Source organism: Paenibacillus litoralis, from assembly GCF_046244365.1.
Classification (GTDB): domain Bacteria; phylum Bacillota; class Bacilli; order Paenibacillales; family NBRC-103111; genus Paenibacillus_V.
Genome location: NZ_CP176395.1, coordinates 5,439,438 through 5,453,958 on the forward strand (window position 1 = coordinate 5,439,438; position 14,521 = coordinate 5,453,958).

14 protein-coding genes are annotated in these 14,521 nt (G+C 54.8%); 1 reads left to right on the forward strand and 13 read right to left on the reverse strand.

Translation table 11 applies throughout. The annotated features are described in order from the left end of the window. Positions 1 to 36: 36 nt before the first annotated feature. From thiE to ACKGJP_RS23065, 11 genes are all read right to left on the reverse strand, one after another. Positions 37 to 678 (reverse strand): thiamine phosphate synthase, encoded by a 642-nt coding sequence (thiE, locus tag ACKGJP_RS23015; RefSeq protein ID WP_409341135.1) that lies wholly within the window; start codon positions 676 to 678, stop codon positions 37 to 39. After that, entirely contained in the window at positions 675 to 1,106 is a 432-nt protein-coding gene (locus ACKGJP_RS23020) for a CoA-binding protein (protein WP_409341136.1), read from the reverse strand. The genes thiE and ACKGJP_RS23020 overlap by 4 nt, the downstream gene beginning before the upstream one ends. Positions 1,107 to 1,150: 44 nt before the next feature. Further along, positions 1,151 to 1,981, reverse strand: coding sequence for a C39 family peptidase (locus ACKGJP_RS23025; RefSeq protein WP_409341137.1), 831 nt, complete (start codon positions 1,979 to 1,981; stop codon positions 1,151 to 1,153). Between the two features lie 95 nt (positions 1,982 to 2,076). Beyond that, on the reverse strand, positions 2,077 to 3,372 hold the full coding sequence (aroA, locus tag ACKGJP_RS23030) for a 3-phosphoshikimate 1-carboxyvinyltransferase (protein ID WP_409341138.1): 1,296 nt from the start codon (positions 3,370 to 3,372) through the stop codon (positions 2,077 to 2,079). A gap of 244 nt (positions 3,373 to 3,616) precedes the next feature. Next, a complete protein-coding gene (locus tag ACKGJP_RS23035) occupies positions 3,617 to 4,375 on the reverse strand; it encodes an SDR family NAD(P)-dependent oxidoreductase (protein ID WP_409341139.1) in 759 nt (252 codons plus the stop codon). A gap of 17 nt (positions 4,376 to 4,392) precedes the next feature. Beyond that, a complete protein-coding gene (locus ACKGJP_RS23040) occupies positions 4,393 to 5,700 on the reverse strand; it encodes an aspartate aminotransferase family protein (protein ID WP_409341140.1) in 1,308 nt (435 codons plus the stop codon). Between the two features lie 59 nt (positions 5,701 to 5,759). Beyond that, positions 5,760 to 7,238 (reverse strand): M81 family metallopeptidase, encoded by a 1,479-nt coding sequence (locus ACKGJP_RS23045; protein ID WP_409341141.1) that lies wholly within the window; start codon positions 7,236 to 7,238, stop codon positions 5,760 to 5,762. A 27-nt stretch (positions 7,239 to 7,265) separates the two neighbouring features. Then, the gene (locus tag ACKGJP_RS23050; RefSeq protein ID WP_409341142.1) at positions 7,266 to 8,573 is read right to left on the reverse strand and encodes a M20 family metallopeptidase; all 1,308 of its coding nucleotides are present in this window, start codon (positions 8,571 to 8,573) and stop codon (positions 7,266 to 7,268) included. 34 nt (positions 8,574 to 8,607) lie between these two features. Next, positions 8,608 to 9,003, reverse strand: a complete 396-nt coding sequence (locus tag ACKGJP_RS23055) for a RidA family protein (RefSeq protein WP_409341143.1) — start codon at positions 9,001 to 9,003, stop codon at positions 8,608 to 8,610. Positions 9,004 to 9,065: 62 nt separating this feature from the next. After that, the gene (locus ACKGJP_RS23060) at positions 9,066 to 10,166 is read right to left on the reverse strand and encodes an alanine racemase (protein ID WP_409341144.1); all 1,101 of its coding nucleotides are present in this window, start codon (positions 10,164 to 10,166) and stop codon (positions 9,066 to 9,068) included. A gap of 352 nt (positions 10,167 to 10,518) precedes the next feature. After that, complete coding sequence (locus ACKGJP_RS23065) at positions 10,519 to 11,310, reverse strand: IclR family transcriptional regulator (protein ID WP_409341145.1); 792 nt, start codon at positions 11,308 to 11,310, stop codon at positions 10,519 to 10,521. A gap of 186 nt (positions 11,311 to 11,496) precedes the next feature. On the opposite strand from ACKGJP_RS23065, the gene ACKGJP_RS23070 reads away from it, so the two are divergent. Beyond that, positions 11,497 to 11,793, forward strand: a complete 297-nt coding sequence (locus ACKGJP_RS23070) for a rhodanese-like domain-containing protein (protein WP_409341146.1) — start codon at positions 11,497 to 11,499, stop codon at positions 11,791 to 11,793. Between the two features lie 96 nt (positions 11,794 to 11,889). Here the strand turns inward: ACKGJP_RS23070 and ACKGJP_RS23075 are convergent, their stop codons facing one another. Both ACKGJP_RS23075 and ACKGJP_RS23080 read right to left on the reverse strand, forming a co-directional pair. Further along, the gene (locus ACKGJP_RS23075) at positions 11,890 to 12,405 is read right to left on the reverse strand and encodes a shikimate kinase (RefSeq protein WP_409341147.1); all 516 of its coding nucleotides are present in this window, start codon (positions 12,403 to 12,405) and stop codon (positions 11,890 to 11,892) included. Positions 12,406 to 12,571: 166 nt separating this feature from the next. Next, positions 12,572 to 14,431, reverse strand: coding sequence for an LTA synthase family protein (locus ACKGJP_RS23080; RefSeq protein ID WP_409341148.1), 1,860 nt, complete (start codon positions 14,429 to 14,431; stop codon positions 12,572 to 12,574). Positions 14,432 to 14,521 lie beyond the last annotated feature (90 nt).

Genomic DNA, 14,521 nt, shown 5'->3' on the forward strand with positions numbered 1-14,521 from the left:
CTACCGGTTCTATAAGCGAATTTGATTGATGCAGCCTTATTTCCCAATCGCTTGCAAAAGCTTGCGAGCCGCTTCCTTCGGGCTCTGCTGCCGCGTGATGGCCGACACGACGGCAACGCCGTCCGCGCCGGCTTCGACGACTGCCGCTGCATTGCTGGCATCGATGCCGCCGATTCCTACGATCGGAATCCCAAGCTCTCGGGCTGTTTTCGCAATTAGCGCCGTACCGATCGGTTCGCCGGCATCCGACTTTGTCCCCGTAGCATAAACGGCGCCGATCCCTACGTAGTCGGCACCATCCTTATGCGCTTCCAGCGCTTCTTCCCATAAGCCTGTCGAAACCCCGATGATCTTATCCGGCCCAAGCAGCGAGCGGGCGAGCGCATAGGGGATGTCGTCTTGGCCGACATGCACGCCATCCGCATCGAGGAGCAGGGCAACGTCAACGCGATCGTTGACGATAAACGGAACGCCCTTGTCACGGCATAAGTCCCTGATAATGCCGCCCAGCTCCAGAACTTGCTTGAGCGGGGCTTTTTTCTCCCTTAGCTGCAGCATGGTTACGCCGCCATCCAACGCTTCTCTGGCGATCGCAATGGCATCCCGGCCTTCGTAGCCTTCCAGCCCCATCACGAGATAAAGCGCCAAACTGCCGCGTACCGCTTGCCGTTCGCTCATGCTAAATCCCGCGCCGGCTTTAAGATCGCATCTTCAACCTTAATGCAGCGATCCATGATCACTTCAAGTCCGCCCGCATTGGCGATCTCGGCAGCTTCGTCATTCATGACGCCCAGCTGAAGCCACAGCACTTTGGCATTGATTTTAACCGCTTCTTCCGCAACCGGCACACAAAGCTCGCTGCGGCGGAATACGTTGACGATATCGACCGGCTCGGGAATGTCGCTAAGGGATTTGTAGCAGGTTTCGCCCAAAATATTCTCGGCATTCGGATTTACCGGGATGATCCGGTAGCCGCGCTGCTGCATGGCTGCCGCTACCATATGCGATGTTCTCTCGGGATTGTCGGACAATCCGACGACAGCTACATTTTTGGTTTGCTCCAAAAGCGATTTGATGTGCTCTCTTGACGGGTTTTCGAATGCCATGGCTAAAACTTCCCTTCACTTGTTATTTTAAAGGGATAGGCAGACTACTTGTAGGATATCGCCTGCTTGCCCATCACTTCCCAGGTTTCGATAAAACGCGCTTTATCGATCTGAACGTTCGCTTTCCCCGTATAGGGATCGTTCACATAAACGTATTGCTCGTCATAGCCGACTAGAAGTACCGAATGCTCCATGAACGTCGTGCGGATCGGACCAAGGGGGGTGTCCCAGACGACCCAGCGGTCGCGATCCGGCACGTTGAAATCGAGGGTGGTCCATACGACGACAGGCTTGTCGTCCTGAATTTGCCTCTCCAGATCCTCGAATTCGCCGCCCGTTATGTCTACGCCGGTAGGTATGTACGTCTGCAGCAGCTCTGCAAGCGCAGTATGATAAATGCCAAAGCCGCGTCCGGTTTGACCGGTCGGATCGCCGACATAGCCGGTGTTCGGGTTTCCCCAGGAAATGACTTCTCCTCTGGGTCCGAGCTTTAGCGGCGTTTGGTCGTATTTCATTTCTTTCGTTAGTTCCATTTTATTCTTGTCGATCCCGTAATAGTTGAACAGCATCGTCAGGCTTGTTATTTCGCAGCCGGAAGGAAGCTCCGGCCGCTGCCGGATAACGGGCGCATCAATCATCGCGGAAGGCTTTAACGGCACGGGAGTAGGCGCCGGCTCGGGCGTCGGCGACGCGGATGCCACCGGCGTCTTCGGTGCCTCCGCGAAGACGGCCGCCGTGTACGGATTACGGATCAGCACCCAATCCTTACCCGTTATTTTGGCGTATAGAAGAAGACTCAATACACCGCTTGTGAAAGCAAGCGCAACAACAAGCAGCAAGCTGAACGTATTGGTGATCATTTTCCAAAGGACCATGCTTATCACTTCTCAGTCTGATGTCATCTGCCAAACGCTAGCATGCGTAAAGTGAAGCACTCCGGACATGCCGGTCGGCTCGGATTCAAACGGCTCTAGCCTTCAACCAGCTCGATACCCGCGCCCAGCGAAAGCAAATGCTCGAAATAATGAGGATACGATTTCGCCACATGATGCGCGTCCCGGATCGTCAAGCCTTGCTTCGAACGCAGTCCGACGACCGTCAGCGCCATTATGACGCGGTGGTCGATATGCGCGTCGATTTCGACGCCGCCTTCCACGCCCTGCGGACGTCCGTGTACGATAATTTCGCTTTGTCTCTCTTCGACGTCCGCCCCGGCTTTGCGAAGCTCCGTGACGAAATCGGTAATGCGGTCGCATTCTTTATACCGCAAATTCTCCACGTTGTAGAACCGGGTCGTTCCTTCGGCGAAAACGGCCGCAGCGACCATGGCGAGAACCGCATCCGTAAAGTGGTCCCCGTCAAACTCTCCGCCCGTAAGCCGGCTATTCCCTTGAACATGTACGACGCCGTCTTCATGCGTAAGCGGTACACCCATAGCGCGCAGCACGTCTACTACGGCGCGTTCGCCCTGACGGCTGTTCTCGGAGAGGCGCATCACCTTAATATCCGAGTTGGTAACCGCCGCAGCCGCCAATATTGCCGCAGAGCCCGGATAATCGCCCTGCACGACGTATTCCTTGGCCTGGTAGCGCTGCTTGCCCGGGATGCGGTAATGCATCAGGTCGTTGCTCGCTTCGATGCGAATGCCGGCCTGCTCCAGCACCTCAAGCGTCTGTCCGACGATCACCTTCGATTTCAGGTCGTGGAGCACTTCGATCTCGCTGTCTTCGTCGAGCAGCGGCGTCATGAAGAGCAGCGAGCTCAAAAACTGGGAGCTGACGTTTCCGGAAACCGTAATTTTGCCCCCGCGCGGATTGCCTCCGCGTATCGTAATCGGCAGCTTGCCGCCGTTATGCTCGACTTGAACGCCCATTTGCTCCAGCGCCACGATCAGATCGTCATGCGGACGCTTGCCTAGCGATTGCGGATAAGCATTGATGAACGTCAGTTCCGGACAAAAAGCAGCCGTGGACATAAGAAAACGAAGTACCGCTCCGGCATTGCCGACGTTCAACTCGCCGACATGCTTGGGATGGCGTCCGAAGCCGGTAATCGTCATCTTGACGTCGTCCTCTTCGACGACCGCTCCGAGATCGCGGATGCAGCGGCGCATCGCGTCGCTGTCCTCGCTGTGCGCCGGGTAATGGATCGTGCTCGTCCCTTCCGTCAGTGCTGCGATTAACATATAGCGTGTTGTATAGTTTTTGGAAGACAGCGCTTGAATCGTACCGTTCAAGCTTGCCGTCGGTTTTACGATGGCTTTCATGACCGTTATCTCTCCCTATATGTAGTCGGTATGCGCGTAGGAGAAATCTTTTTTACCTGCCGCACAAGATTTGGTTTTCCCCAGTTTACCATAGAGGGACCTGCTTTGGAATAATGGATTGGAGGGTTTGCCTCGCACAGCCTCGTAATCGGCTCCGTAACCGTCTACCTATCAACAAGTACGGCCCGTATGCGCATAAAAAAATCGGCCCCTTGCAAAGGGACCGATTTAGTGTGACATCAGGCTAGGAAAGCTTCGTCACTTGACCGCCGTCCACGACGAGACAGTGTCCGGACATATACCGCGAATCGTTCGAAGCGAGGAAAAGCGCCGCGTCGGCGATTTCCTCCGGTTGTCCGACCCGTTTCATCGGAACGGTTTTCAAATATTCCGCTATCGCGGGACCGTTCTCGATCAACGGCCGCGTCAAGCGCGTTTCAATCAAGCCCGGACAAAGCGCGTTGGTGCGGATGCCCAAATGGGAGAGCTCGACGGACATCGACATGGTGAGCAGATTGATCGCTCCCTTGGAGGCGTTGTAGTGCGCCTGATCCCCTTCCGCATGAATGCCGTTGACGCTTGACATGTTGATGATCGAGCCGCCCGTGCCCTGCTTCACCATCTCCTTGGCGGCGCGCTGGGCGGCAAGGAACGTCCCTTTCACATTAATCGCCATATGCCGCTCCCACTCCTCCTCGGTCAATTCGAGGAATGGCGCCGGACTGCAAATACCGGCATTGTTGACAAGCACGTGAATTTCTCCCCATGCGGCGAGCACCGTATCGAACATCGCGTCGACAGCTTGTTTGTGCTGCACGTCCGCTTCGATCGCCAACGCCTCTCCGCCTTGCTGGCGGATAAGCGCCGCCGTTTCTTCCAGCGCCTCTCTGCCGCGACCGCTAACCGCTACTTTGGCTCCTTCTTGAGCGAAACGAAGGGCGATTGCCCGGCCAATCCCCAATGTTCCGCCCGTTACGAGCGCCACCTTGCCGTCCAATCTCATGCCACACCCTCCTAGGTTTACAATCTGGCGAATACCCGATCAATCGCTTCGAGCGTCAGGTTTACTTCGGTTGCGCCGTGTACGATCGAAACGTACCAGAGTCCGTTAGGGCGTACCAATACGCCTTCTTCAAGCATCAATTCGGCGAATCGCGAATATTTCCCCGCATCGCGCTGCTGGAATTCGTCAAAATGAAGAACTTCCTTCAGCTCCGTAAACATCATATGGAATACCGGGCCCACCTGATTCACGACACCGCCGATGCCATGCTTCGCAAACAACCCGCGAATGCCGGAGGCAAGCTCGGTAGCGATAGATTCGAGATGGGAATAGGCGGCGCCATCGTTCTTCGCCAGCTCTCCGATCGTCGCGATCGCTGCGGCCGTCGATACCCCGTTTCCGTTCAGCGTGCCAAGATGGTTCACTTGTGCGGTTTCCACCAAATTCATGATGTCCGCTTTGCCGGCGACCGCGCTGATCGCAATCCCCCCGCCCATCGCTTTGCCGATCGTCACAAGGTCCGGCTTGATGCCGAAACGGCCGTGAGCGCCGCCGATGCTGAGACGGAAACCCGTAATGACCTCGTCGAGAATAAGCACGATACCGAGCTCTTTCGTTAGCTCGCGCATTTTCTCCAAATATCCCTCGCGCGGCGCAATACAGCCCGAGTTGCACATAACCGGCTCGGAGATGACGGCCGCGATCTCGTGTCCCCTGCTGCGCAAGGTAGCTTCCAAAACTTCCGGTTCGTTCCACGGAAGCAGAATGACGTCCTCGAGCGCATTCTCGCTCTGTCCGGCCGTACCCGGCGGCACCTTATCCGCGCCTGCGTCGGCAGCCTCCGATTTCATGTCGGGGGCCGGGAACGAAGTGAAGATCGAGTCGGACCAGCCATGGTAATGCCCGTGGAAGCGAACGACCTTCGGCTTGCCGGTATACGCGCGCGACAGACGGAGCGCAAGCATAACGGCCTCGGTGCCCGAGCCGCTCAAGCACACTTTATCCGCGCAAGGCAGCACATCGGTCAGCAGCTTCGCAAGCTCGATTTCGCCGCTGTGCTGAAGCCCGTACGTATAGCCCTTATTCATGGCTTCCAGTATAGCCGACGTCAGAACCGGATTAGCATGACCCAAAATAAGCGGACCGTATGCCAGCATATAATCGATGTATTCGTTGCCGTCGACGTCGCGAAGCCTTGCGCCCGAAGCGGATGCCGCAAACAGCGGAGTCGGTTTCATCGATGCGCGAAGGGAGCTCGCTACGCCGCCGGCCAGAACCGCCTTCGATTGCGCAAGCATCGAAACGGATGTGTCATAGCTTTTCATATAAGGTACCTCCATAATGTTTGAGTTGGTCTTACGGTTCATGGCTCACGCTGCGGCTATTATCGAACCGCATCGCTAGGATCGAGCGGATACAGCGGGCGATTGACATGCTCGTAAGTAAAATGCTGAAGGGAGAAACTGCAGCAGCCCGGCGAATCCACATAAAGCTCCGCCTTGGCGATGTCGCCGAACGCCGTTTTCCAAGCAACGGCGGATTTCACGACGATCATCTGATAGTCGGCAGGCGTAATGCCGATCGATTGCACGTGACCGGCGTCCCAAGGGGCCACCCGCTTCTCCGTCAACACGACCGTCACATTACCGGTCTCGACTACGGCTGTCAGTCCCATCTCCGCCCACTGGCCGGTCATGTAACGGCCGACATGCCGGTAGTTGCCGTCGGCCAGCAGCCTAATCGTGCCGTCAATCGGCACGGGCGAACCGCTCAGCGTCCCGGCTTTGCCTCCGACAGCCGCCGAGAAGCGAGAGCCGACGCCTAAACGATGCGCCAATTGCGCGGCGTTTTCGTCTCGTATGACGATCAAGCTTTTGGCGGGGGATTTGAGCAGCGCAGGCAGCAGATGCGTTGCGTCCGCAGGCGCGCCGCCGCCGACATTGTCCGAGCCTTCGATCAGAATGACCGGACCTTCGGGATGCCGCTCTCCTTGCGACACGGCTTCTTCTGGAGTAAACCCCGTCACGAAGAAACGGTCTCTGTTCTCCCATGTAAAATCGCCGAGCGCATCGGCGATTCGCTGCGCACCGCCTGCATCTCCGTCGGTTAGTACGACAAATGCAAACCCCGCGTCAGGCACATCGCTATAAGGAAAACCTCCAGCCACGGTTATGTTCAGCACATGGGGCTCTTTTTCGAAAGCGAAGGCCAAGTCCATCAGTTCTTTCATGGCGCCTTCATCCGTTACCATTCCTTGCGGCGGCACCATCAGCCTCGGCTGCGACAGCGCCATGACGGGCTTTATTTCGCCGCGAATTTGCTTTGCCATGATCTCGACGGCTTCAATGGCACGCTCATAAGCGTCAACATGCGGATAGGTGTCATAGCCGACGATGATGTCCGACTTCTCGACCATTAACGGGCTGATATTCGCGTGCAAGTCGAGCGTAACGGCAACGGGGAATCCCGCCCCGACCTTCTCCCGGATCCGTTTGAGCACTTCGCCCTCGACGTCCATAAACGTTTCGGATACCATGGCCCCGTGCAAAATGACTAGCAGCCCGTCAAGCCGCGAATCGATCGCATCCAGCATGTTCTGCATAATCGCTTCCGCCGTCTGGGCGGAAACCATACCGCTCGGCACCGCTGCCGTATAGAAGCCCGGCACGAGTTCCAGCCCGCATTTTTCGGCCCCGTCAATCGCGCCGCCCATTGAAGTTCGCGCACCGCGGTAACGGGCGTAATAGGCCTCTTTGCCGAGTACCCATTCGAACTGGAATTGGTCCAGCTCCGTCGTCCCGGGCGCATAGCTGTTCGTTTCGTGAATAACGCCGATGACGCCGATTCTTTTCATTGCCGACATCTCTTCGTCTCCTCTCCGATAGTCGCTCTATGCCTCGTCAGGCGCTCCGCACCACGAGGCGATAATTTCGGCATACCAGCCGATCAGTGCCGCATAGCTGTCCAAATCGAGATACTCGTCCGCCGCATGGGCATTCGCGCCGGCAGGCCCAAGCACGAGGGCTGGCGTCGGGCTGTACAGGTTGAACATGAATCCGTCGCAGGCGAAAGGAGCTCCTATCGGCTCTCCTTGCGACCCAGTCATTCTTTCACCCGCATCCTGAACCGTGCGAATAAACGCGCCGCCGAGTCCTCTTTCGTCCATCCTGCTCGCGCTTAGGAAACGAATGAGCGGCGTAATTTTCGGCGGACATTTGAGCAAATCCGGATATTTATAGACATGAGCGTCATAAAATTGCATGAAGGATTCCATAACTTGTTCGCCCGTTACCCCCGGAAAGCTGTCGATCCAAAACTGAACCTCGCCGGATGCCGGCAGCTTCTCCATAATTTCGCGGTGCGTATCGCCGGAAATGATCTTGGTAACGCTCACCTCCGGCATTCTGCTTGCATCCCATGGCGCGGGGGCTTTGATGGTGTGACGGCGGTACGCGTCGAATTCCTTGAGCATATGGGCAAAAGCGATGGAAGCATCGAGCGCGCTGATAAGCACCTCTCCCGCGAAAGCGATGCCGCTCCGTCCTTCGAAGGTTGCCTTCCAGATCCCGCCGCCCAAATGGGCGGAGTATAAGGCCAGGTTAGTCGGCTCGGGTATGATCGCCATATCGGCCGCAGGCCCGCGCAGCCGTCCCGCCAAAGTGCCGTTTGCGCCGCCGTGTTCCTCGTCGATAACGCTCTCCACAAAGACGTTTCCCGCTATCGGCAAGCCTAGCTCGCGAACGCACTTGACCGCCATCATCGAGGCCGCCAAGCCGCCCTTCATATCGTAAGCGCCGCGCCCGTACAGCTTGCCGTCTTCTATGACGCCTTCGAACGGCGGATGGGTCCATTTTTCCGTACCCTCGAATACCGTATCCGCATGACTCGAGAAGATAAGCGATTTCCCCCCGCCCGACCCTTGGAACGTACCGAGCACGTTCGGTCTTCCTTCATAATGCCGGCCTTTCATATAAGCGGGATGCTCGGTTAACCCCGGCACCTCCGAAAGCTCGTACTTGTCGATTTCCGCTCCGGCTTCTTTCATCCAGTCCGCAACGAATTGCTGATGCTCCGCTTCGCTGCCGTTCGGCGGCAAATTGACGCTGTAGATTTGAACCAGCTTGCGCGCCAAATCCACCGCTTCGTCCCGATGCCTTTCAACCCACTCTTTGATCAATTTCGAGCGCTGCTCCATCATCCATTCCCTCCGGCACCGTAATCGCTTATTGAGCTTACGCGCCTTCTCCGCGTTTTGTCGGCGCATAGGCGATAACGTCGATTTCGATCAAGTACGAACCGATACCGCTTACGACGGAAGTCCTTGTCGGATACGGAGCGTTGAACAGTTTGGGATATGCCTCGTTATATTTAGGAAAATGATCGATCGAGTTCAAATGAGCGTTCACTTTTACGACATGGTCAAGCGTTAAACCGGCAGCCTGCAGGATCGTTTCGATATTCCGGACGCATTGTTCGGTTTGCGCTTCCACCGTATCGCCGACAACCTCACGGGTGACGGGATCGACGCCGACTTGACCGGAAACGTACACGAAATCGCCTGCGCGAAGAGCGTGCGAGAACGGCAGCGGGAATTGCGGAGCTTGCGGTGCTTTGATTTCGATAGACATGGTAGATTCCTCCAATAGGTTCGTTTTTAGTTGTTTTAAACAGTGAGGCTTTATGAAAAGGTTTATTTCACTTTGCCGCGGGCGTCGACGCTGATTTCGCATTCCGCTTTGCCGTTGCGAACGCCGACCAGCGTCTGATGCAAATTCGTCGTGCCGCAGCAGTGGTTGATCAAAAATTCAAGGCGGTCCCCAACGGTGAATGTAACGCCTTCCGGGACGCGTACGATGCCGTGCTCTTCGCTGACTCTCTCGATGTAGACGCTGTCATTGCCGCGAAGCGTGCCATATCCGGGACGATGGGGATTGACGTCGCTCGAAAAGGTTTTCGAACCGCCGTCGACGATAATCGTTCCTTCGCGCGGCGTACTGACGACGGTAACCAATACGTGCATCGCGCAATCCTCTTCGCCGATGCTTTTGGTTACTAGCTGCGAAACGTCGCCGAACACATATGCCCCCGGGCGCATTTCGGTCGCTTCGCTCTGCTCGCCGATAAACTTCGAAGTCGGCGTCGACCCGACGCTAACCTCGTCGATGACGATTCCTTCCTTCTCCAGCAGTTTCTTCGTCAAGACCAAGCTTTCCGCCTCATGCTTGGCGACCTTGCGAACGTCATCCGTCGTCGTTTTTCCGTAGACGTGACCCGGATGCGTCATTAGTCCTGTGATTCGCACGCCAGGCAATGCAGCGATTTCTTTGGCAAGCTCTACGGTCGCTTCGCCGGGCTCGCGGCCGCAGCGATTCAAGCCCGTGTTAACGTCAAGATAGAGCCGGATCGGGGCACCCATCGATTCGCCGAGCTCGGACAGCCCGCGGGCGGCCTCCACGCTGTCGACGCTTACCGCCACGCGCGCTTTCGCAAGCAGGGCACGCAGTCTTTCGAGCTTGTGCCTGCCGATGACCGGATAAGCAAGGAGAATGTCCGTAATGCCGGCATCCGCCATGACTTCCGCTTCCCCCAGCTTTGCGGCCGTAATGCCGCAAGCGCCGTATTTCATCTGCTCCCGCGCGATCCAAGTGCTCTTATGCGTCTTGACGTGCGGCCGCAGCTTCACGCCTGCAGCTTTGGCAAGGTCGGCCGTTCTGCGCAAATTGCGGTCGAGCACGTCCAGATCGACGAGAACGGCAGGCGTGTCTAATTCGCTGTACAATGGCTCAGTCATGTTCGTCTCTCTCCTCATTTCTCAGGTCTCTCTCCCCTTCGGATTTCCGAAGTGGTTTCACTGAATAAAACTATAGTTTTATTTTTATGATACGCCTATGCCCGAATTTTGTAAAGACCGAAATTAGACGATTCATTCACCCGCAAATGAGGTCTGCATCTTCAAAACAATCCGCTTCCCCTGCTGCTTGGACAACTCCGAGTGCGCACAAGGATAAATGGATTCGCCGTCCTTTTAGGGACAAGCGCGTTTACCGAGATTTAGAGCTACTTCCACGATATCCTTTTTGATAAATCAAAAAAAGCAATCGATTCGTACAAAATCGTACGTCGATTGCTTTTTTGCAACCCAATCAGACCCGTCGCATCTCATGGCCCAGCTTTCTTGACGCATTAGCCGCCGCTTGCTTCACTTCCGCCGCAATATCGGCGAGCTTGTCGTCCGTAAACCGGTTCAGCGCACCGGAAATGCTGAGCGCGCCCGCTATCCCGCCGAACATGTCGAATATCGGGGCCGCAATGCAGCGTGCTCCTTCTACGATTTCTTCATTGTCCAGGGCATACCCCTTTGCCGCGACCTCCTGCAGTTTTGCCAGCAGGCTTTCCTTCGACACAGCCGTTCGCCCGGTGTAGACGGGGTAAGCCATCGTTTCGAGCAAACGGTCCCGCTTGTCCGCGTTCATATAAGCAAGCAGCGTCTTGCCGATCGCAGTTGCATTAAGAGGCGCTTTGGATCCTACCCGGTCGGTCATTCGGAGCGCATGGGTACCCTCGATAATTTCCACGTATAACGCGCTGTCGTCCGACAATACGCCAAGGTTTACCGTATCCCCGAACCTGTCGACCAACCGGTTCATCTCCGGCAGAGCCGCAGCGCGAAGCGAGTTTTTTTCCAGCAAGTTTTTGGTTATGACAAGCTGCTTGAAGCCTAGACAATACTTTCCGTCTTGATCGCTTCTGGCGATAAATCCCCTATTCTCGAGCGTTAAAATGATTCGGTACAAGGATGACTTCGGCTGGTTCAGCTTCTCCGCCAGCTCGATCAAGCTTGCCGACTCCAGCTCGGCCAGAAGTTCGATTACATCGAGCGCTTTATCTACGGATTGAATGGCATAACGGTCTTGTTTGCCCGTTCCTTCAGTCACGACGTTCACCTGCCTGCAACATAGTTCCCTGGTTTCGCCAAGTAAAACATTGGTTTTATAATTATAATCATACCCTCGGTCCCCCCGTTTGTAAAGACGACTATCCGTTTGACAATTGACTTCCGCAATTTTACGATAGAGACGTCCTGCCAACAATGGAGAACTAACTTAACGGAGGTATTATCCATGCACCCGATCGGCACCATTACGCCTACTGAATTGAAAGCTAGACTGGAGAAAGGCGAAGCGTTAACGATGATCGACGTCCGTGAGGACGAAGAAGTCGCAGCCGGTATGATTCCAGGCGCCAAACACATCCCGCTCGGCCAATTGCCGCTTCGTCACGGCGAAATCCCGCAATCGGGCGAAATCATCATGATTTGCCGCAGCGGCAACCGCAGCGGCAAAGCGTGCGACTTTTTGCAGCAGCAAGGTTTCGCCGGCTTAAAAAACATGACGGGCGGCATGCTCGACTGGGAATAACCGCAATTTCAGCACGAATTCACCAAAAACCGGCAGAAAGCCCCCAGGGCTTCTGCCGGTTTTCATTACCTGACCATCGGGAGCTTGGACGCTCTCTTAGCGCGTATACGTTTCCTTCTCGCTAATAATGCGCTGGGCGATTTGCTCCGCCGTAAGCGTATCCGTATCGATCTTCACATCGGCAAAATCGTAGGCGTGCTTGCGCTTCTCCAGCAGGACGGGGACGAATTCCGCCGGATTTCCTTGCAAGAGCGGGCGATTCGTGTCGCCGCTTACTCGCGTAATGATCGTTTCCACAGTCGCGTTAAGCGCTATGACCAAGCCGTTCTCCTTCATGATTTCGCGGTTTCGCTCCGCGAGTACCGCGCCCCCGCCGGTAGCCACGATTTGTCCCGGGCGGGACATGATCGCAGCGAGCACCTCGCTCTCCACGGCACGAAACTCCGCTTCTCCCCGCTGGGCGAAAATGTCCGGGATACTCATCCCTTCCCGATCGACAATCGCTTGATCGACGTCGATCAGCGTCCAGCCGAGCGCCTTCTCGAGTTCTTGTCCGACCGTCGATTTCCCCGTTCCCATAAATCCCACCAACACGATATTCGGCCATTTCATAGGATCACCTGCTTGCATATATTTCTTCGCTCATGAAACCGACTTCTATAATAGCACAGCGGAACGCTTTCGGGACATCCTTCTGCATCGAATACTGGTCATCCGCTAAAAAAAGCCGCTTCTCCGATAAGCGAAAGCTCATCTTCAAGAGCGGCGTCTTTCTCGATCATTTTTTGGCGGGAAGTTGCTGAATATAGCTGTCCGACAGATGAAGCAGCTGCAAAGCGCGCTGATACTCTTCTTCCGTTGCGCCTTGTCCGCTGCCGCCGTTTCCGGCGACCGGATAGTTCGTTCCGTCTTCAAAACCGCGGCCCGGCAGGAAGAGCGCCTTATCGCTCATAAACGATCCCGTCGGCAAATAATACCGCTGCGGCAGCAGGTTATATGTCTGATTCAGCAAATCCTGCCCGAAATGCAGCTGTTCGCTCATCGACACGCCGGTCAAATTCGCAATCGTCGGCAAAATGTCCACCTGACCGCCGATTTGGTCGAATTTGGCTTGGTGCGTAACGCCCGGCGAAGAGATGATAAGCGGAATATTGATCATATCCGAATATCCGTACTCCCGGCCGTATATCTCCTCCATAAGCGCCTTGTCGTTCCGGTCGAGCGAATAAATCGGCAGTCCGAGATGATCCCCGTACAACACGATCAAGCTATTGTCCCAAATGCCTTTTTGCTTCAAGCTGTCGATAAATTGTCCGAGCGCATAATCGGCATAGTTTTGCGAGCGGATATAGTCGCCTACGAACGTCCCTTCATAACGCTTCGGAAGCGTCATGTGATATTTTTTGTCCGGTATCGTAAAAGGGTGATGCGCGCTCATCGAAATGATTTGCGTGTAGAACGGCTGGCCGGACTTGCTCATTTTCTCCAGCTCGTCGGCCGTTTTGGCATACAGCATTTCATCGGATGGACCGAAAAACACGCTATCCTCTTGACCGAAGAACGACTGATCGTAATAATGATCGAAGCCCAGCGCCGAATACAGCTCTCCCCGGTTCCAGAATTCCACTACATTCGTGTGGAAGGTAGCCGACGTATACCCGTTTTGCTTCATCAGCTTAGGCAAGCTCAGCAGCGATTTGTCCGCATACGTTTGCGTAGCCGCTCCGATCGGCGGAATATAGAAGGACGTATTGACGACAAATTCGGCGTCCGACGTATTGCCCTGCCCCACCTGCTGATAGAAATTCGGGAAGTAAAAGTTTTCTTGCGCAAGCCTGTTCATATTGGGCGTAATTTCTTGCCCGTCGATTTTCAAGCCGATTAGAAAATTTTGAAACGATTCCAGCTGGATGACGATAATATTTTTCCCCGCTGCGGCTTTCCAATATGAAGGATCGGCCGGATTCTGCGTCCCTTTCAGCTGCTGTACCGCCTCTTGGGTAATTTCCTTCGAATCTACCAATTCTTGTTTTTTGTTAGCAAAAATCGTATAGGCTTCGTAATTCAAAATGCCCATTTCCCCGGCCTTTACGATTTCGTTCATACTGGCCCGGTTAGGCAGCACATTCATTAGGCACAGGACAAGGGAAACGACGAACATGGCCGTAACCCAGCCTCTTCTTTGCGTTTTCGTGGAAAAAGTAGTCTTCCAGGTCGCCGCTTTCTTCTTTCGCATAAGGACATAGCCGAATACGAGAATATCGATAAAAATGAACAGGAAGTAAGGATCCATGAGCGAAAAGACGCTGTTGCTCACGGCGGTTACTTGATTGACCTGCTGCAGCGCATGATACGTTACAATGACCCCGTAATATTTATAGTACATAATGACTGCAAAAAATACGGCCGTAAGCAGTAAATTAACCGATAAATAGTAGGTTAGCTTCCGTTTGGACGCAAACCATTCGATCAGACAGAACAACAGCCAAGCGAACGGAATTTCCGTTAACAGCGGCATGATCGATATTTTGTTATCGAATACGACCAACCATGCCAAATAGCTTTTCAGAAGCAGAATAAGCGAAAATAATATGAAAGGCTTCTTACTTAGCACTTTCGATTTTTGTAGCAATGACATGCAAATCGCCTTCCTTCCGTGCGTTGAAACTGGTAATTTATGTTTGTGAAATCGATTATCCACGCTCTTACAATACTTTAACATTCTTCA